Origin of the sequence: Flavobacterium weaverense (genome assembly GCF_003688495.1) — a bacterium.
GTDB classification, from domain to species: Bacteria; Bacteroidota; Bacteroidia; order Flavobacteriales; family Flavobacteriaceae; genus Flavobacterium; species Flavobacterium weaverense.
In genome coordinates this window covers 92073-111936 of the sequence record NZ_REFH01000010.1, presented here as the reverse complement: position 1 = coordinate 111936, position 19864 = coordinate 92073, and the positions used below count along the sequence as shown (strand labels likewise).

General features: G+C 32.4%; 15 protein-coding genes. 1 reads left to right on the top strand and 14 read right to left on the bottom strand.

The genetic code is table 11. The features are described from left to right. Positions 1 to 27: 27 nt before the first annotated feature. The 12 genes from BC961_RS10370 to BC961_RS10315 all read right to left on the bottom strand — a co-directional run bounded on the left by BC961_RS10370 (position 28) and on the right by BC961_RS10315 (position 17084). On the bottom strand, positions 28 to 1308 hold the full coding sequence (locus BC961_RS10370; protein ID WP_121925793.1) for an O-antigen translocase: 1281 nt from the start codon (positions 1306 to 1308) through the stop codon (positions 28 to 30). A gap of 161 nt (positions 1309 to 1469) precedes the next feature. Further along, on the bottom strand, positions 1470 to 2534 hold the full coding sequence (locus tag BC961_RS10365) for a Wzz/FepE/Etk N-terminal domain-containing protein (protein ID WP_121925792.1): 1065 nt from the start codon (positions 2532 to 2534) through the stop codon (positions 1470 to 1472). 418 nt (positions 2535 to 2952) lie between these two features. Then, on the bottom strand, positions 2953 to 5367 hold the full coding sequence (locus BC961_RS10360) for an SLBB domain-containing protein (protein WP_121925791.1): 2415 nt from the start codon (positions 5365 to 5367) through the stop codon (positions 2953 to 2955). A 465-nt stretch (positions 5368 to 5832) separates the two neighbouring features. Next, positions 5833 to 6837 carry a mannose-1-phosphate guanylyltransferase gene (locus tag BC961_RS10355; RefSeq protein ID WP_121925790.1) on the bottom strand — a complete coding sequence of 335 codons (1005 nt, stop codon included), beginning with the start codon at positions 6835 to 6837 and terminating at the stop codon, positions 5833 to 5835. A gap of 624 nt (positions 6838 to 7461) precedes the next feature. Beyond that, positions 7462 to 8745 carry a nucleotide sugar dehydrogenase gene (locus BC961_RS10350; protein ID WP_170151307.1) on the bottom strand — a complete coding sequence of 428 codons (1284 nt, stop codon included), beginning with the start codon at positions 8743 to 8745 and terminating at the stop codon, positions 7462 to 7464. Between the two features lie 293 nt (positions 8746 to 9038). Next, positions 9039 to 9506, bottom strand: coding sequence for a UpxY family transcription antiterminator (locus BC961_RS10345; protein WP_121925789.1), 468 nt, complete (start codon positions 9504 to 9506; stop codon positions 9039 to 9041). A 446-nt stretch (positions 9507 to 9952) separates the two neighbouring features. Continuing rightward, positions 9953 to 11344, bottom strand: coding sequence for a UDP-glucose 6-dehydrogenase (locus BC961_RS10340; protein ID WP_121925788.1), 1392 nt, complete (start codon positions 11342 to 11344; stop codon positions 9953 to 9955). Between the two features lie 139 nt (positions 11345 to 11483). Beyond that, the gene (locus tag BC961_RS10335) at positions 11484 to 12467 is read right to left on the bottom strand and encodes an SDR family oxidoreductase (protein WP_121925787.1); all 984 of its coding nucleotides are present in this window, start codon (positions 12465 to 12467) and stop codon (positions 11484 to 11486) included. Positions 12468 to 12504: 37 nt separating this feature from the next. Next, positions 12505 to 14958, bottom strand: coding sequence for a polysaccharide biosynthesis tyrosine autokinase (locus BC961_RS10330; protein ID WP_121925786.1), 2454 nt, complete (start codon positions 14956 to 14958; stop codon positions 12505 to 12507). A 15-nt stretch (positions 14959 to 14973) separates the two neighbouring features. Continuing rightward, positions 14974 to 15765 (bottom strand): polysaccharide biosynthesis/export family protein, encoded by a 792-nt coding sequence (locus BC961_RS10325; protein WP_121925785.1) that lies wholly within the window; start codon positions 15763 to 15765, stop codon positions 14974 to 14976. A 73-nt stretch (positions 15766 to 15838) separates the two neighbouring features. Further along, positions 15839 to 16459 (bottom strand): recombination mediator RecR, encoded by a 621-nt coding sequence (gene recR / locus BC961_RS10320; protein ID WP_121925784.1) that lies wholly within the window; start codon positions 16457 to 16459, stop codon positions 15839 to 15841. A 259-nt stretch (positions 16460 to 16718) separates the two neighbouring features. Next, positions 16719 to 17084 (bottom strand): CoA-binding protein, encoded by a 366-nt coding sequence (locus tag BC961_RS10315; RefSeq protein ID WP_121926120.1) that lies wholly within the window; start codon positions 17082 to 17084, stop codon positions 16719 to 16721. A 145-nt stretch (positions 17085 to 17229) separates the two neighbouring features. On the opposite strand from BC961_RS10315, the gene BC961_RS10310 reads away from it, so the two are divergent. Next, entirely contained in the window at positions 17230 to 17856 is a 627-nt protein-coding gene (locus tag BC961_RS10310; protein ID WP_121925783.1) for a MarC family NAAT transporter, read from the top strand. Between the two features lie 52 nt (positions 17857 to 17908). On the opposite strand, the gene ctlX is transcribed toward BC961_RS10310, so the two are convergent. Beyond that, positions 17909 to 18844 carry a citrulline utilization hydrolase CtlX gene (gene ctlX / locus BC961_RS10305; protein ID WP_121925782.1) on the bottom strand — a complete coding sequence of 312 codons (936 nt, stop codon included), beginning with the start codon at positions 18842 to 18844 and terminating at the stop codon, positions 17909 to 17911. Positions 18845 to 18923: 79 nt separating this feature from the next. Next, positions 18924 to 19838: a dimethylarginine dimethylaminohydrolase family protein gene (locus BC961_RS10300; protein ID WP_121925781.1), complete on the bottom strand. Its 915-nt coding sequence runs from the start codon at positions 19836 to 19838 to the stop codon at positions 18924 to 18926. Positions 19839 to 19864: the final 26 nt, after the last annotated feature.

Sequence of the window (19864 nt, the reverse complement as noted above, 5' to 3'; positions counted from 1 at the left end):
TATTTTTAAAATAATATCTTACAAACTCTATTTTTTATCAGTTTTAAAAATCAATTCCCAAATTGTAAAAATTGTACTTCTAAAAATAAATAATAATATTATAAAATAAATCACATAATTAATAAAAAAGGCAAACGTTACACCATTTAAACCTCGATATTTTATTAATAGGAATGACAATATATATAACATTAACGCAAAAAAAGATTCCGTAAAAACAGCAGTCTTAGTCATAGCTTTTGCAACCAGTAAATAACCGATTATGCAAGAAGCAACTTTCATTATATCACCTAATAATTGATAAAAAAACAAATCTTCCATCGAGTAAAACTCCTTTGTGTATAACACATCAATTATGAAAAACCTTAGAAAATATATACAAATACAACCAAAAATAGTAATGGGTATATAGACCTTAAATGCAAAAATAACTTCTTTTGCTAAGTCCAAATCTGTTTTTAATGAGGATAGTTTAGGTAAATAATACAAGTTCAGTGATGTCACAATAATCATTAAATAACCATCCGAGACTCTCATCATACCTTGCCAATAACCAGCACTTTGTAAATCAATTTGACTCACTATCAAATCCCTCACAAACATTTGAGACAATGGTACACATATAGCTCCAGTAATTGCAATCAAACTAAATCCACTAAGTTTACCTAAATATTTTTTATTTATCTCGCCTTTAAAATTTGAAAGAGAAAACCATTTTTGATTTCTTAAAACAAATAGTGAATAAAAAAATGTGAAAAAATGTATAATACAAACAGAAATCAATGCACCATACAATTTAAAATATTTCACTAAAATTACACTAATTATTACATTTACAATTGTTGTAATAATATTGATACTCGAAAAATATTTTATGTCACTTTGACCGTTTAAAATAGAACTGAAAAGTGTGTTTAGCGAAAAGAACACGATTGCTAAACCAAAAATTATAAATACGCTATAATAACTATCATTAAATAATACTATTTTTGACAAACTTTGACAAAAAAGAACAATAACAAGTCCGATGAAAACCGAACAATATAATGAAATTCTAAAGGCTGTGCTAAACAATTTTTTTGTTTCCACATCATCTTCTTGATATTCTGCAGTATATTTTACAACTCCTGTACCAATTGATCCATTAGACAAACTAAACACGATAGTTGAAAAATTTGTAAATTGCCCTAATAATGCCACGCCAGATGGCCCAACAAATAACGCTACAAACTTAGAAACTACAAACCCCGACAATACTTTAATTATTGTAATGAGGCTTGAAAATAGTGATACTTTAAAAAACTTCACGGATAACTCTTTATTTTTTTATTCAAATAATTGTACAATAACTTCCCAATTAATGTATGTATGGGTTCAAAAAATCAATTTTCAATATTAAAATGAAATTTTATTTTAATATCCTCATCCTTGATAAAAAGAATAGCGCTTTCAACAACAAATCGTGGCGGTTAACAAAATCTCTTTAAAATCCTTCTCATAATCAAAACCAATACAATTAATAACCCAGCAAGAATACCACCTAACACAATTCCTTTTGCTTTCCCAAACTTCTCCTTTTTCAAAGGTAAAATTGGTTCATCAATTACTTGGATTAAAGGCGTTTCTTTACGTAATGCAACTTTTGCCATTTCATTTTGCTTTACTAATTCTGTTAAAATAGCTGTATTGGCTTGAACATCTACTTGCCTTCTTGCTGAAGGCGTGCGACGTACATTCAATGCAGGATTTAGCATAAAAGTATTGTCATTCGCCACAGCAACACCAGTAATGGCTCCATTGAGTTCTCCACGAACGGAATCCGTTTGTCTTTGCAGGATAGACATATTTTCTCTAGCCTTCTTACTTTTAGTATCAATATAAAAATCTGACACATTTTTAACTAATGCTTCCGTAAAGTACTTGGCAAACAATTCATTAGTGGAATTAACATCGATAGTCGTAATTGCTATTTTCTTATCCTTTTGACCAACTGACAATCCTGTTTTAGATAGGTTGTCATATATTATACCCAAAATACTGTCATGTACTCTTGTAAAATACTTTCGTTTCGTTTCGGGTAAAAACTGTAATGATTTCAATTTTGGCTTAGTTTTCCATTTTTCTCTCCAGTCATTATCTTGAATATACATTTCTGCAAGAGAAATCGTTTTATTTTCATACACTACAGGAGTCAATAATGTTTGTTCCACCATAGAACGGGATTTGAATAACTCGGTCAGATTCGATCCAGTAAAGATACTTCCGCCACCGCCACCTAAGTCAAACCCAAAAGAACTTGCTAAACCTAAAGCACCACCAAGCCCTCCGCCACCTTTTTCATCTTCTAAAGCAAAAGATAAGGTTGCTGTATATATTGGTTTTTTATACAACGAGTATGCTAAGCCCAAAGCTGCACCAATTATTCCAGCTAATAGGATTATTTTCCATTGTGATAAAAGGTAGCTGAACCACTCTTTTCCTTTTTCTATTAATTCCTTTAACGATATTTCGTCGTTTTGGGTTTGTTCGTTCATGTTATCTGTTTTCCGTTATCGGTTTTCCGTTATTTGATTGGGAGGTTAACTGTTTAATTGTTTAACTGGTTAGGGGTTTAATTGGTTAAATGCTATCTGTTTTCCATTATCTGTTATCGGTTTTGTATGGTTGTTGCAAGAATGTAAGAGTTTAAGAGCTTAACTATTTAAAGTCTTAATTGTTTAGAGTCTATTTGTGTACGGTGTTAAGATGTTTGTGGGTTTAATTTGTAATATATTTAACCGCATAGCCTTGCCATCTCAAAACCAACTGAACAACTAACCACATAACCGATTAACCACATAACCAATTAACCATTTAGCTGATTAGGGGTTAAATGTTGTCTGATTTCGGTTACTTGCTTACTAAAAACTGAACACTGTTTACTGAACACATCTATCTCTAGCGCACTAAAAACTATCTTCTTAGAACTGCAATTACAACTCCAGCTACGCTAGCTAGTACTCCTGCGAATCCAATAATCTCCGCTAAGCCTGTCTTTTTGACTTCTGGTTTTTCTGGCACTATTATTTGAGAGCCTGGTTTTACTTTAGGATACGATCTAATAAAAAGGAAAGAACTAGTTACAGCCGCTTTTCCATTTGGATAAATAACATACGCTTTTTTCTTCCACGCTTTTCCATCTACACCACCTACAGCATCTAAGTAATACCCAAAAGAGCGTCCTTTCTCATAAGGAATTTCAGATGTCAACACTACGTTACCTGAAACTTTAACCCCTTCTGTAAATGTTGCTACTTCAATCTCATCTCCTGGAAATAAAATTACATTAGTATTGCTTAGCTGATCCTTAGCAATTGATTTCCAATCTACTGGTATTGTTGCAAATTTTATTTCATTTTTTAATTTATCCACCAATTTATTTTGAATAGAATCTTTTTTTCCTAAATTTAAATTTACATTTTCAACATCTTCAATTTGTTTTGTCTGAATGGGTCTTTTAATTTTCACTCCTTCTACATTAGCAACAGAAGTTAAACCACCTGCTCTTTGTATAACATCATAAATTTTGTCTTTTTTATTAGCTAAAACATATTTTCCTTCATAATTAACTGCTCCACGTATGGTCACCATCTGTGGACGCTCATACACAGCCATTCTACGGATATTAATCACGTCAAAAGGAAGCAGTTCAAAATTTTTGGCCTGCTCGTTATTATCTGGAGTAATTTCGATATTAAACAATTCTGCCTTTGCTGGATTATTGTCGTCGATTTGATCCGACATTATCATTCTAGCGATCTCCACTCTTTTAGAAGCAGATCCTGTTAATCCTCCAGCCTGAACTAAAAAGTCATTTAAAGTGAGTCCCTCGTCAAAATTGTAAATACCTGGATTTTTTATCTCGCCATCGATGGTTATTTTGTACTCCTCTACAAAATCTAAAATTGAATAAATAGTCACAACATCTTCTTTTCTCAAACTAATGTTTGCTTCTGCATCTCCGTTCAACGCTTTTTCTAGGTTTACATTAACAATTTCAGTTGTTAAATCTGATTTTAATCGAACTATTCTTGCTCTTTTACTATATGCATCTTCTTTTAATCCATCCGCTTTCGTTATCAAATCTGCAATACGCATTCCCTCAAAAAACGAATAAACATCAGGTCTGAAAACAGCACCATTTATAGTAATTCTATTTTCGAACCGATTTAAAATTTTAGTAACTCTAAATATATCACCAGCTAATGGCTTGTATGTATTAAATTCTGAAGATTTTATATCACGAACTTTATATTCTTTACTTGTTTTTTGAGAAACATTTACTGAGGCCGTATAAGCAAGATCTGTAAAACCAGAAGCGAAAGTTAGTAAATCTGCAAAAGTTTCTCCCTTTTTCATTTCGAAAATTCCGGGACGTTTTACTTGACCCTCCAAAGTAACTCTTTGGCTATATGCTGGAATTCTAATAACATCATTATCTTTTAAACCGACATTATCTGACTGATCGCCATTTACTAAAAAATGATAGATATCAATAGTTCTATATACCTTATTGTCACGCAACAACTCAATATTTCTATAACTTCCATTCGTTCCTGGTCCGCCACCTAAGAATAGTGCATTATAAACCGTTGCTAAAGAAGAAATTGAATAATTACCAGGCTGCTTGCTTCCAATAATCGTGATTTTTATAGTCCTAATTCGACTTAAACTTATACTAACTTGTGATTGACCAGAACTAACCGTGCTGTATACTCTAGCAATAGCACTCCTGATTTTTTGGGTTGCTGCCTCTATGCTCATTCCAGCAACTGGAATTTCACCTACATATTGAATGCTCACTTTACCTTCAATACTAACAGGAATACTAGCGTTAAACTCTTGTACGCCGTAAACGCTCACCTGCAACTCATCCCCAGGTCCTAAAATATAATTTACAGGAGTGGCTAATTTAAGATTTGGTTCAAAATTTAATGTTGGATTATCGAAGAGCTCTGATCCAAAAATCAACGGATCTAAATTGCTTTTGTTTTTTGTATTTAAAATTTCTTCCTGTTTTCTTCCAGAATCTTTCGCCATAGCTGAATTATCAGTAGTCGAAATATTGCTTTTTGAAGCTGCAATCCTAGTTTTCAATTTAGAAAATTCACCCGCAGACATTCCTTTTCCTAAAGCCATTGGTTCTGCTTGCTCAATAGTAATATTATTTGACTGCAGTTGTGATTTTACTTTTGCAATATCATTATCTGATAGATTATCCACTTGTATAGTACTTAAATCTGACCCTTTAAATAAATCTTGTGCCAACATTGCTGATGATTGTGTAAGAGCAACAAATAGTACAATGATTGTAATAATTTTTTTCATAAATTTTGAATTGGAAAAACTGATGTTAATTTATTGTAGATTTACTCTCGTTGACAAATATTAAGTAAGGAAAACAATATTTGCAATAGTAAAAAACTAGTTGTTCAAATGGCTTCGCCGCAGCGAATCCCATAATGGCTTCACTACTTTAAATTTAATTAAGATTTCATAAAGAAGAAATACCTACTAAATATTATTTTTTGCAAATATAGTTTTTAATATCACACATTTAAATTTTCTTTTTTGCAATTACTCGTCCTAAAAAATAAGATTTTAAAAATTAAATTTAAATCATTAAAGAACAACTAACTAAATTTTTAAAATTTTAATATCGGAAAGTAAATATCACTGAATTTAGTGAGTTATTTGAACAAATTTCTCTGATGATTTTGTTCGCTTTAAATTAAATTAAAAAATTATATTTTAAATTAATAGACAGTACGGTAAATAAAGCTTAAAAGGTAATTAATCGAGCAAATTAGATTTTTTTCTTTCTAAAGCATTGTAAACACTTTTTACATCCTGAGAAAATTCTTTTTTCAAAATTAGATTGGCATTCTCAGTATGAACAAAAATAGTGTCTTTGACACCTATAAAGGCGGTGTAATTATTTGTACCAATAACCATATTTCCATTTTCATCTACACTATGACCAATCGTAATTAGATAATCATACACAGATTCAAAAGAACCTAAATCAGACCATTCAAAATGGGACGAAACTACTTTGATTTTTTTTGACCGTTCCATAATCGCATAATCAACACTTATGGAAGGAATCGTAAGTGATAATTCTAAATTGAGAATACCGTCTTTATTACTTTCCCATGCTAGCTTAGAAGTATCATAAACGTCCGGAGCATAAACTTTGAGTTCTTCTAAAAACACATTAGCTTTAAAGCAAAACATTCCACTGTTCCAAAGGAAATTTCCTTTAGCAATAAAATCACGTGCAGAAACTTGATTTGGCTTCTCCCGAAATGACACTACATTATCTCCTTTGCGCTCGATATAACCATACCCTGTTTCTGGTTTAGTCGGTACAATTCCAAAAGTAACGATAAAACCTTTAGCTGCTTTTTCAATCGCCTCTTGAATCGCTTGCTCGTACAATTGTATTTCACCAATGATATGATCTGAAGGAGTTACAATTAATATATCATCGGCTGACGAAGCAAAAGCAGCAAAAGCAATTGCAGCTGCCGTGTTTCTAGGCGTGGACTCAATAATATCAATATATTCGGTATTTGACTTTTCTAATACTGCTTTACTCAAATGACAATTGTCAATATTACCAACAACCATTACTTTATCAGCGAGATTTTTATTGCGATCTACTGTCATCTCAAACAATGATTTCCCATCAAAAATATCGAGATACTGTTTGGGTTTACTTTTTCGTGATAGTGGCCACAAACGACTACCAACACCTCCTGTAAGTATCACATGTGTGATTGAATTCTTTTCCATAGTTAATATATATTTTGAAACCCATTGGCATAATTAATTTTCATCAATTATACCAATATTTGATAGAATATAAAAGTATCGAGAATATTTATAATTTACTTAAAATCGACTAAATCAATTTAACAAAAAAATTTTTTTTTATGTTTTTTTTAGATTTCTCTACATAAAAAACTCCAACAGTTACGTCAAGCTAAAAGTAAAGAAAATTTATTTTCAGTAATTAAATTTTCTTTTTTGCTTGATCAACCCTTCTACTTCGCTCAGGGCAACGGAAACAAAAAAATACTTCAATCTTTTTATTTTTTTTTTGGATTCAGTGAATCTTCGATTTCAAGTCTGCGTGTCCTCGTCGGTCAAATTAGTTTTTGAATGCTAAAAGAAAACAGGTCTCCGCCGCGGCGGATCAAACAGCTTTTCTTTTTACACATTCTTCAAACATTTGACGCTCGACTGCGGATACTAAGGACGATTAATTCTCACAAAGAAAAATCTTTTTTTTGCAATGTAAAAAAATTTAAAGGCCTTAAATAATTAATTAATACACTCCCTTTTTATAATAAATAAACCCTAGAATTTACTTTTTCAATTAATTACCATATACGACAACTGTTTTAAAACTAAAACCTATAATCGTCCATCAGCCTTGTCGCCCAAAACTCCTTTCACATCGTACACAATACTTTGAGAGTTTCTCAAGACAGATAGATCTAGATTTAAAAACTCTTGATGTGCTACTCCTAATGCTAACGCATCAAACTTTTGATTCGGTATAGTTTGAGTTGTTTCCAACTGATATTCATGCTTTACCGCTGATGGATCTGCTAACGGATCATAAATAGTTACAGTTACTCCATAATCTACTAATGCGGCAATAACATCAACAATTTTTGTATTCCTAACATCTGGACAATTTTCTTTAAATGTGATCCCGAGCATTAGTATCGTTGCACCACTAACTGAAATACCTCTTTTGATCATCAGTTTAATTATTTGTGCCGCAACATAATCTCCCATACTATCATTTAAACGTCGGCCTGCTAATATAATTTCAGGATGATATCCAAATTCTTGAGCGCGCTGCGCTAGATAATAAGGATCGACGCCAATGCAGTGTCCTCCAACTAATCCCGGTTTAAAAGGTAAAAAATTCCATTTGGTACCCGCAGCTTCCAAAACTGCTTGCGTATCAATATTCATTAAGTTGAAAATCTTAGCTAATTCATTTACAAATGCGATGTTAATATCGCGTTGCGAGTTTTCAATTACTTTAGCTGCTTCAGCAACTTTTATAGATGGTGCTAAATGTGTTCCCGCAGTAATCACTGATTTATATAAATCATTTACTTTTTGTCCTATTTCTAGAGTCGAACCAGAAGTCACTTTCAGTATTTTATCAACAGTGTGTTCCTTATCTCCGGGATTAATGCGCTCTGGCGAATAGCCTGCAAAAAAATCAATATTGAATTTAAGTCCGGAAACGCGCTCCAATACTGGAATACATTCTTCTTCAGTCACTCCGGGATAAACCGTAGATTCATAAATTACAATATCTCCTTTTTTCAACACTTTGCCTACAGCTTCGCTTGACTTGTAAAGAGGTGTTAAATCAGGGCGGTTGTTTTTATCTACTGGTGTTGGAACGGTAACAATATAGTAAATACAATCTTTAATGTCTTCTAAATCTGTAGAGCAATATAATCCGATCGAGTTTTCGTTTTTTTCTTGCAAAACACTTTGCAATGTTTCGGAATCAATTTCAAGGGTTGCATCATATCCTGATTTTAATTCAGCTACACGCTTTTCATTAATATCGAATCCTACAACAGAGTGCTTTGTGGCAAATAAGCGTGCTAAAGGCAAACCTACATAACCCAAACCGATAACTGCAATCTTTATATTAAAACTCATTGATTTGGATAATGACTATTATTAAAGTAATACTATTACACAAGAAGTTATCGCTCACCCTAAAATTAATAGTATAAGACAATTTTTCAAGAGTGCAAATATATGGAGTATGAACCAAAAAACAGTCTTATTTATGATTTATACTACTAAAAGACATTTAACACTCTTTAATTTTGTCGGAAATAAAGATTTAAATTTTTTACAGACAACATTAAACGCTGTTATCCTTACAACATTCATTTTCAAAAAAGATAAATATATAAATTGCCCTAAGGAATAAATCTATTTGGTAATTATTTTATTTTCATTTTTAAAACACATCCTAGCGATTCCAAAACTAAAACATAGTGAGTTTTGTTTATCTCTTGAATGACGGCTTTTTGACTGGTGAATGGTCCTGACTCTAATTCTATTAAATCACCTATTTTATATGCTTCTAATGTCACATCTGAAACATCTGGATTATTCATCCATTTTTTTATAACCTTGATTTCGTCTTCACGAACTATTGCCGGTTTTCCTAACCAAAACAAATAACGAACTGCTCCAGAAGATTGAAATACATTCGAGCGTTCCATTTCGTCGATGTAAACAAAAACATAGGAGTTAAAGAGAGGAACTTCTACTTTTTTCTTACGGTCAGACCACTGTCGCACTTGAGTTATAAGTGGACAATAACATTCGATTCCGTAATTATTTAATTGCTCTGCGACTTTTTTTCCCCATTTGGGTTTTGTATAGACTACATACCAGTTTTTCATGTGATCGTTTTTGAAGTAACTTCTTGTGCTACTTCTTGATTTAAAATTGATTGCGACCTAGCAATTTTTATTAATACTATTTTATCATCAAATGCAAAGTAGTAAATTTATTTTCACATTCAAATAGGAAATGATGGTTTTAATTATCTCATTAAATTCAAGAGATTCCTCTTTAGAATATCTTCGAAAAAACATTTACTTCCGCCTTTAAATCTTTTTATAAGTAGATGGAACTAAGGAAAACCATTCAACCTTCCCTATTCTTTTTTCGAACTTATGAATTTGAAAATTGACAATAATCAGATAAAAAATTTAAAATTAATATAGAAAATGTACTTCAAAAGATATTCGGTGTAAACTTAAAAGTTGATCTTCAGGATTAATTCCCTTAAGAATTCTATCAAAAAAAAAGAATAATAGGAATTAAAAATTTGCTAAAAAAAAACTTACGAACCTATTCCTTTATAAATAAAACCAATTTCGGTTAATTCGATACCATTTAATACATTTCTACCGTCAAAAATAAAGGCCGGTTTTTGCATGGAATCATAAATCTTTTGCCAGTCGTATAATTTGAATTCATCCCATTCTGTTAGTATTGCAATAGCATGCGCATTCTGGCAGGCTTCATACGGATCTAAATGTGAAGTAATACTATTTGCATTATTTTCTATAGATCTTGTTTCTAAATAATTTAAGTCATCTAGTACTTTTTTACTTGATACTTTTGGATCATAAACAGCTATTTTTGCATGCTCATTAATTAAATCATTTGCAACGTAAATAGCTGCTGATTCTCGGGTATCATTTGTATCTTTTTTAAATGCCCAACCTAAGAATGTTATTTTCTTATCAGAAACTGTATTGTAAAGCGTCTGAACAATCTTGCTGGAAAATCTTCTTTTTTGGTGATCATTCATTATAATCACTTGTTCCCAATAGTCAGCTACTTCATTTAAACCATACGATTTTGCAATGTAAACCAAGTTCAAAATATCTTTTTGGAAGCAAGATCCTCCAAAACCAACAGAAGCTTTTAAAAATTTCGAACCTATTCGACTATCCATTCCAATCGCTTTTGCAACTTCATTTATATCAGCACCTGTTTTTTCACAAAGTTCTGACATTGCGTTAATCGACGAAATTCGTTGCGCTAAAAATGCGTTTGCAGTTAGTTTTGACAGTTCTGATGACCATACATTAGTGGTCAATATTTTATCAGCATTTACCCAATTTGAATACACATCCACTAAAGATTGGATAGCTTTCTGTCCTTCAAATGTAGTGTCACCACCAATTAATATGCGATCTGGGTTTAACAAGTCTTGAACAGCAGTACCTTCAGCTAAAAACTCAGGGTTAGATAGGATTTGGAATTGTACGCCGTTACCAGTATTGTCTAAAATACTTTTGATAGCTTCGGCAGTTCTAACAGGAAGTGTCGACTTTTCAACAACAATTTTATTGTCTTTCGCTACTCTTGCAATTTGTCTCGCACACAGCTCAATAAATTTTAAATCAGCCGCCATACCTTTTCCTTTTCCGTAGGTTTTAGTTGGCGTATTAACAGAAATGAAAATGATTTGCGCTTCATCAATTGCTTTGTCTACTTCTGTAGAGAAAAATAAATTTCGATCTCTTGCCTCACTAACTATGGCGTCTAAACCTGGCTCGTAAATAGGTATATTATTTAAATCTTTATCGTTCCAAGCTGCAATACGTTCTTCATTCAAATCAACTACTGTAACTTGAATGTGTGGACATTTTTGAGCTATAACTGCCATTGTTGGTCCACCAACATATCCAGCTCCGATGCAACAAATTTTTGTAATTTTCATTTATTCTATTTTCTGTAATTAGTTTTCGGTATTCTATTTTTGTTTTCGCTGCCTAGTTCTGCAGTGGGAATTATTATTTTTTGAATCAGATAAGCATTGCCATCAAATTCATAACGGATGAGCTACAAAAGATACCTGTCTATTTTAAATTATCCCAATACCAACCCACTGCTTCTTTTAATCCTTGCTGCATAGAGAATTTTGGATTGTATCCTAAAAATTTTTTAGCTTTATCAATACTCGCCAAAGAATGCGGAATATCTCCTGCTCTATTTGGTCCATATTCAATCTCAACATCTGCAATTTTAGAATCGTGCTCTGATAAATATTCTTTCAGATAATTGACCAAGTTGTTCAACGTATTTCTATCTCCAAAAGCAGTATTGTAAACTGTATTAATAGCTTCAGGATTTTGAGTTAACATTGCTAATTCATTCATTTGAATGACATTGTCAATATAAGTGAAATCTCTAGAATAGTTACCATCTCCATTTATTTTTGGATTTTCATGCTGCATCATTTGCATTACAAATTTTGGAATAACAGCAGCGTAAGCTCCATTAGGATCTTGTTTTCTACCAAAGACATTAAAATATCGCAGTCCTATTGTTTGTAATCCGTAAGTTTTGCTGAATATTTCAGCATATAATTCGTTAACGTATTTAGTTATCGCATAAGGAGAAAGTGGTTTCCCAATTACTTCTTCGACTTTTGGTAACGATTCTGAATCTCCGTAAGTAGATGAACTAGCTGCGTAAACAAATCGTTTTACTTTCTCATCTCTTGCCGCTACAAGCATGTTTAAAAAACCGCTTACATTGACATCATTAGTAGTAACAGGATCATTCAAAGATCTTGGTACAGATCCAAGTGCTGCTTGGTGCAGAACATAGTCTACTCCTTTTACTGCAGCTACACAGTCAGAAGCATTGCGAATATCTCCCTCGATTAGTGTAAAGTCAGGATTACTGATGAAATCTTTTAAATTATGTCTGTGTCCTGTTGCAAAATTATCCAAGCAAACGACCTTATTTCCTTTTGCTAAAAAGTATTCACAAAGATTAGAGCCAATAAATCCAGCTCCTCCAGTGATTAAGATTACCTTCTTATTTTCGTTTCCCATTTTATTTTTTTTGTTTTGTAAAGCACTTATGGTTGCTTTATTTTTTTAATATTTTCCTTGCTATTTTTTGGTAAACGCTAGTTGATTTTTCTTCCTCATAATAACCATTAGCATAACTTCCATAGCCATAACCGTATCCATAGCCGTAACCTGTTCCGTACTTCGCTTTATTTTCTAAGCCATTCAAAATGATACTTGTATTATTTAATTCACCACGTTCTACACGATTGTTCAATAAAGCAATCATCTCCTTTTTAGTGAAATTCTGTCTGACAATATATAAAGTTACATCACAGTACTGTGCGAGTTCTAGAGCATCCGAAACTAAACCAACCGGCGGCGTATCAAGAATAATATAGTCGTACTTTTTCTTTAGTTCATCTATCAATTCTCTCATCCCTTCGTTAATAATCATCTCTGCCGGATTAGGAGGAACGGGACCAGATAAAATAACGTCTAGATACGGAATGTGAGTATGATTGATAATCTCGTCTACCGTTTTTTGCTTTATTAAATAATTGACAACACCAATATCATTTGACAAGTTAAACTCTCCAGCTAACTTGGGCTTTCTCAAGTCCAAACCAATAATAACAGTCTTTTTTTCGCTCAAGGCGAAAACAGTAGCGATGTTTATCGAACAGAATGTTTTTCCTTCTCCACTTATCGAAGAAGTAATCATTAATGTCTTTGCGCCATCAACATTTTGTTTCTTGTATAAAAACTGCAGCGAGGAACGAATGGCTCTAAAGGATTCTGATAATGCAGATTTTGGCTTATCATAAACTGCCAAATTCGTATTCTCTTTATTTACACCTACAACTCCAATTAAAGGAATTTTTGTCATCTTACTGATATCTTCCGCATTTTGAACTGAATTATTAATGAAGAATACTGCAAAAACAAAAATTAAAGGAATAAGAATTCCTAAAAATAAAGCCAAAACATAATTCACAGATGTTTTCGGACCTATTAATCCTCCGCCTACATCTTTAGCAGGATCGATAAAGTGTATATCTGATAAGTTAGCTGCTTTTACAATATCTGCTTCACTTCTTTTTTGAAGAAAAGTACTGTATATATTATCGCTTAAATCATATTTCCTTTTAATTTTAATCAACTCTTGCTGATCCTCAGGAAGCTGTTTAATAGTGCTTTCCTTTTGATTTATTTTACTACTTACAACAGCTAAATCATATTGTAAAGAAGATTTTGCACTTGCTATATTTTCTAACAAAACGTTTTTAACCGCTTCCATTTGGTTATCAAAGTCACTGAATATCTTATCACTTTTTACAGCGTAAGCCATTTCAGAACGTTGAGCAGAAAGCGCAATCAACTTTGAAACATTTACTACAATATTTGGGTCTTCGATACCAGCTACCGATGGCGCTGGAAGTTTCGCATAATTCACACTATTCTTAAGATATGATTTTAGCGAATTGTAATAGGCCATTTTACGATTAACTTCATCTTTTTTGACATCAAATTCTAATATTTTCTCTGAGAATTTAGCTCCGCCATCTTCAACATCATAAATATTTTTACCTTTTCTAAATGTTTTTAATTCATTTCCCGTCTCCTTTAGTTGCGATTCCATTGCTACCAATGTGCTATCTATAAAAGAAATAGTATTAGTCGCAAACTGATTTTTCCCGTCCAATTGCCTTTTGATAAGCATCTTAACGGTCGCATTTAAGTACTCGACCATTCTAGCTTTGTTCGTTCCTTGCATTCCCAACGTTATGATGGAACCGCCCTTATCATCGGAGCGAACATTTATTCCTTTGTACGCAGACACTGTACCGTTATAATCATTGAAACGCACAAAATATTCATTCCCTTTGTAAAAACCAGGATTATCGTTTATTTGTAATTTCCAATTTAAAAAAGGAAGTGAAACTTGTTCTCCAACTTTATATCTTTTCACGAAATCTCCAATTTCAACATTGGTACTTCCATATGTATTGTTGGAGTATGTTAATGTGGATACGCTTGAATTTTCAAAAGGTATTTTAATTTCATACTCGCTTTCGCTTAAAAATTTAATACTGATTAAAGCTCCAGAAAGTTGTCCTTTTGATTTATCGATATTTACATAGAAGGGAACTGCGCCGTATGCATCCACCAAATTATATTTTCCTTGCGCTAGGTAATCAATATAATATTGTAGTTTATCAACTACTAATTCATTATGCGATCGCGATTGTAGTGTTGTTGAAATCGTCTGCACTTGATCAGAAGTGCCACCCCAGTTAAATACTAAGCTTGTATTTGAAGTAAAAAGAGGATTGCTTTCTTCCTTAACAGAAATAAGCGTTTCCATACCGTAGATTTTCTCTTTACGAACGTTTACTTGATAGGCAATCGTAAAAGTGATCAACAAACTGATGAGAAACCACTTCCAGTAACTTCCAATTTTTATCAAAAACCCTTTAAAGTCAAAACTGACTTGATTTTCAAAAATTGAAAAATCTTTTATATCTAACATTTATAATTTCGGTTTTTATTTTTTTAATAGCAAGAAAGTCGTGGTCGCTAAAGATAATAAAGTAATTATTGTACCTAGTGATTCTATTCCTGTTTTTCCCGTTCCCCAGGTTTTTTGTTTGAGTGGTTTAATATAAACATAATCATTAGGTTGCAAATAGAAATAAGGAGATTTCATTACATTAATGTCCGTAAGATCGAGATCATGCATTTCCACTCCTGTTGGTGTTTTACGCATAATAGTCACTGCTCTTCGATTTCCCGTAACCGTTATATCTCCAGCATTTGCAATTGCTTCCATAATATTGACATGTTCTTGAAATAAAGTTTTTGTTCCAGGACCGCCAATCTCACCATTAATCGTATATCGAAATCCTGCTAACTTAACCGTCACAAAAATATTAGCTTCCTTATTAAAATATTCGGCTAACAGCTGTTTTTCTATTCGCAACCGCACTTCATCTAATGTGTATCCAATCACAGTAACATCGCCTAAAACTGGAATTCGTATACTACCGTGATCATCTACAGTAAAGCCGTCAAAATACAATCCTGTTTCCGATTTTCCAGCAGTAGCATCACCATTAGTAGTATTAAAAATACTAACTAATTTAGGATCAATTGCTTTTATAGTAATACTTAAAACATCGTTAATTTGCAATCGATATGGCTTTGTTTCCACTGCTGCAACCACTGATTCTACTTGCGAATTATCTTTTTTCTGAAGATAAATTAAGTCTTTAGTTGGAATACAAGAAGACAACAGCACACATATAATTAAGGACAAACAGAGTACAGATTTGCTCATTTGATATTTTATTTGAGTAACAAATATAGCTTTTCATTTAATAATTAAAAGAATCACTATTTTTTTAACTTTATTAATTATTTTTAAACCCTTTTTCGAAAGGTATTCGATGTAAAATACTTCTTCCTAATGTTACTTCATCAGCATATTCAAGCTCATCGCCAACAGATATTCCTCTAGCAATCGTTGATATAATAATATTGCTCTCTGTGATTTGTTTGTAAATATAGAAATTTGTAGTATCTCCTTCCATTGTTGAGCTTAGCGCAAAAATAATTTCGGTAACGGTACCAGATTTTACTTTCTCAACTAAAGAAGTAATATTTAATTGGCTGGGGCCAACACCATCTATAGGAGATATTTTACCACCAAGAACATGATAAATACCTCTAAACTGACCCGTATTTTCAATTGCCATAACATCACGAATATCCTCAACAATACATATTATCTGATGATTTCTGTTTTTATTAGCACAAATTTCGCACATAACACTATCAGAAATATTATGACAGCTTGCACAATATTTTATATCTTGTCGCATGGCAACTAAAGCTTGCGACAAAAAACCCGTTTGTTCTTTTGGTTGTTTTAGTAAATGTAGAACGAGTCGCAGCGCTGTTCGTTTACCAATACCCGGTAATTGAGACATCTCATTAACTGCTTTTTCTATTAATTTTGAAGAAAATTCCATAACTGCAAAAGTAGTTAATTTGCAACTAACGTTTAAGGTAGATATTTCAAAATTAGAAATTTATTTTGGAGAGAAATAATTTTTAAAAATCTGCTAATAAAGTTAAACTACTACTGCTTTCAAAAGTAAATCATCTATAAAAAAAAATTCAGAGTATCCGGCATTATAGCGGTATGCTTTTCTTATTCCAAATTAAATAAGGAACAAGAAAAGCATAATGTGCACTAGAAAATAAAAACAGATTAACTTCCTGAAAAATTTAGTATTGATTTGTTGTCAATAAAACAAGAGTACAAGCTATTTCAACTTTAATATCGTTCAACTTTAATAGTTGGTAGAACTCTGGGTTTTCAGTTCCAGGATTAAAAATTACGCGTTTTGGCTTAACCTCTACGATGTAGTTGTAATAATCACGCTGACGCGCTGGATTTAAATATAAGGTAACCGTATCAATATTTTTTATTGGAACAGCTTTAGTTTGAATTTTTATTCCGGCAACTTCACCAGCATTTTGACCTAAGGCAAGAACAGAATGTCCTTTATCAACTAACATTGTTATTGCTTTAAATGCATATCTTTCTGGCTTTGTAGTTGCGCCAAGAACTAAGGTTTTTTTACTCTTCATCATAGTATATAATTGTATTTGACAAAAGTAAGCAAAAAGCCTTGTTAGTGTAACTAATTTAGTGTTTTGTTATAAATCAATAAAAAACGTTAGCTTAACATTAAACTATAAAAAATGAGTATTTTTGCTTACTTAAAAACAAAACATGGATTTATTTATTTATCTTTTTGTAGCCCTTTTTTCGGTGTTAAATCCTATAGGAACCGTTCCTATTTTTGTTGGATTGACGCAACATGACACTAAAAAAGAACGCTCCCGAATCTCTTTATGGACTGCAATTAACGTATTTATAATACTACTCGTTTCCTTTTTTATTGGACAATATGTTTTGATTTTCTTTGGTATCAGTATCGATGCCTTACGCATAGCTGGTGGAATTATTATTGTTAGTTCTGGTTTCTCATTACTTTCTGGGAAATTTACAAAAAAGAGAGGAATCAATAAAAAAGCAGAAACAGATGCACAAAAAAGGAATGATATTGCTCTGACACCTTTAGCAATTCCTATGCTTGCGGGTCCAGGATCTATTTCTCTTCTTATCGCTTTTTATCAGGAACACGATGAAACGTGGGAAATAATAGTTTCTTCAATGGCAATACTCGCAATTGCTGTTGCCATTTTTGTAATACTGAGAAGTGCACATTATTTAGCTAAAATTCTAGGTGCTTCTGGGATTGTAGCGATTTCTAGAATCGTTGGTTTTATCGTAATTGCAATAGGAATACAATACATTGTTAGTGCTATCATTAACATTATTAAAACCAATTTATAAGTAAAAATTAAAACGCTCTGAAATTTTAAATAATTTTCAGAGCGTTCACATATTATACTCTTGGTAGGAAAATTTCTGCCATCATACATCTGGCACTTCCACCACCACATGCTTCAATTGTGTCTAAGCTTGAACTTAATATTTCAGCATGCTTTTCTAATTTCTCAATTTGCTCCGCTGTTAAAGATTGATGTGCCGCAGCGCTCATTATTAAATATCTTTTATCATCTGCTCCACGCACTTCTAGCATATTACCTACAAAATTATTTACTTGATCCTCACTAATTGTAATTACTTCTTTGTTGTTTTCTTTTAGATTATCCAGAACCATTTTACGTTCTTTCTTATCATCGATACAATCTGAACAGATAACTGCAAAAGTTTCACCCAAACACATCATTACATTCGTATGATAAATTAATTTACGCTCGGAACCAACTGTCTGAAAAGCTTCAAAAATTACTGGAGCATAGTCAAAATCTTCACAAAATTCTATGAATAATTCCTCATCTGCTCTTGGAGATAATGCACAGTACGCTTTACTATTTGCTCTATCTAGCAACAAACTTCCAGTTCCTTCAAGAAAGAAACCATCCTCTTCAGCAGAAGTATAATCAACTATATTGTTAATTTCAAAACCTTTCTCTTCTAGTAAATCTAGTATTTCTTCACGACGCTCGTTACGGCGATTCTCAGCAAACATTGGGTATAATGCTACGTCTCCATTTTGATGAAAAGATATCCAGTTGTTTGGAAAAATACTGTCAGGAGTATCCGGATCCAAAGTGTCATCCACTACAGTCACATCTACACCAACAGCCCTCAATTTCTCTACAAAAGTATCGAATTCTTGCTGTGCTTTCGCATTTACTGTCGCTGGCAAAAGTCCGTCTAATACTTTTTGATAATAATTATTTACAGCCGTTTGTTCATTCATTCGAAACGCAACAGGGCGAATCATCAATATGGAATTTGTCGTTTGTTTCATAATAGCTACCCAAAAAAAGGGATTTATTTTATGTTATTTTATATCTTTTTTTCTATTTTCCTGGAAGTAAAGTAGTTTTTTACTCTCTAATCAAAGGCAAGGTTGAACATCTCAGCAATCCTTCTTGCTTTGCAATTTCAGCGTAAGGAATTTCCTCTACAATAAAACCGTTAATTCGCAACCAATTATTAAGGCGAGTGAAATTTCGCTCAGAAACTACAACATTCGAATCAATAGAAAATACATTCGAATTCATATTGTACATTTCGTCTCTCGTTATGTGAAATAAATTTTCTTCACCAAAAAGATTTACTAAATAAAAATAATCAGCTTCCTCTCTAAATCCATTTTTATAAATAATTCCTTTGTCTCTTCCAACAGGTTGAAAACAACAATCTAGATGGAGTGCGTTATCACGAGCTTCTATTTTAGATTTGACCAAATCAAATTCTTTTACAATTTTATCTGGGAAAAGCGATTTTATATAATCAACACCTTCTTTATTAGTTCTTGCTGTAATATATTCTTTGTAGTCACTTCCTTTATACGTTCCAATAAAAATATGCTCATTCCATAACATAACATCGCCACCTTCAATATGCACTTCCTCAGGTGGACGCACAACTTTGTTAGGACTAACTTGGTCAATAATAAACTGAATTGCTCCCAATTCTCGTTCTCTATCCGGTAAAATATTTGATTTCACAAAAACATCACCAATGACAAAACCGATGTCTCTCGTGAATATTTGATTGTAATTGTAGATATTCTGTGGACGTAAAATAGTTACATTATATTTTTTTAGTACTTCTTCAAAGGTCTTCATCTCACTAACCATATCAACTTCTACAGGATAAGTTCCCGCTAAAATATGCTCTAATGATTTTGGATCGTATGCTTCTTCTATTTTTGGTGTGGGGCCACTGGAGAATGCTGAACCTAGAACCACGGCTTTGAGTCGTGATGTTTCATTGTTTATATTTAATTCTAACATTAGTATTGCTTTTGGTAAATATAAAA

Excerpts from the sequence above, each read along its gene's own strand:
- ctlX (WP_121925782.1), bottom strand. The coding sequence starts at position 18,844 with ATGAAACAAACGACAAATTCCATATTGATGATTCGCCCTGTTGCGTTT.
- BC961_RS10325 (WP_121925785.1), bottom strand. The coding sequence starts at position 15,765 with ATGAGCAAATCTGTACTCTGTTTGTCCTTAATTATATGTGTGCTGTTG.
- BC961_RS10355 (WP_121925790.1), bottom strand. The coding sequence starts at position 6,837 with ATGGAAAAGAATTCAATCACACATGTGATACTTACAGGAGGTGTTGGT.
- BC961_RS10345 (WP_121925789.1), bottom strand. The coding sequence starts at position 9,506 with ATGAAAAACTGGTATGTAGTCTATACAAAACCCAAATGGGGAAAAAAA.
- BC961_RS10300 (WP_121925781.1), bottom strand. The coding sequence starts at position 19,838 with ATGTTAGAATTAAATATAAACAATGAAACATCACGACTCAAAGCCGTG.
- BC961_RS10340 (WP_121925788.1), bottom strand. The coding sequence starts at position 11,344 with ATGAAAATTACAAAAATTTGTTGCATCGGAGCTGGATATGTTGGTGGA.
- BC961_RS10350 (WP_170151307.1), bottom strand. The coding sequence starts at position 8,745 with ATGAGTTTTAATATAAAGATTGCAGTTATCGGTTTGGGTTATGTAGGT.
- BC961_RS10330 (WP_121925786.1), bottom strand. The coding sequence starts at position 14,958 with ATGTTAGATATAAAAGATTTTTCAATTTTTGAAAATCAAGTCAGTTTT.
- BC961_RS10315 (WP_121926120.1), bottom strand. The coding sequence starts at position 17,084 with ATGAAGAGTAAAAAAACCTTAGTTCTTGGCGCAACTACAAAGCCAGAA.
- BC961_RS10310 (WP_121925783.1), top strand. The coding sequence starts at position 17,230 with ATGGATTTATTTATTTATCTTTTTGTAGCCCTTTTTTCGGTGTTAAAT.
- recR (WP_121925784.1), bottom strand. The coding sequence starts at position 16,459 with ATGGAATTTTCTTCAAAATTAATAGAAAAAGCAGTTAATGAGATGTCT.
- BC961_RS10365 (WP_121925792.1), bottom strand. The coding sequence starts at position 2,534 with ATGAACGAACAAACCCAAAACGACGAAATATCGTTAAAGGAATTAATA.
- BC961_RS10360 (WP_121925791.1), bottom strand. The coding sequence starts at position 5,367 with ATGAAAAAAATTATTACAATCATTGTACTATTTGTTGCTCTTACACAA.
- BC961_RS10335 (WP_121925787.1), bottom strand. The coding sequence starts at position 12,467 with ATGGGAAACGAAAATAAGAAGGTAATCTTAATCACTGGAGGAGCTGGA.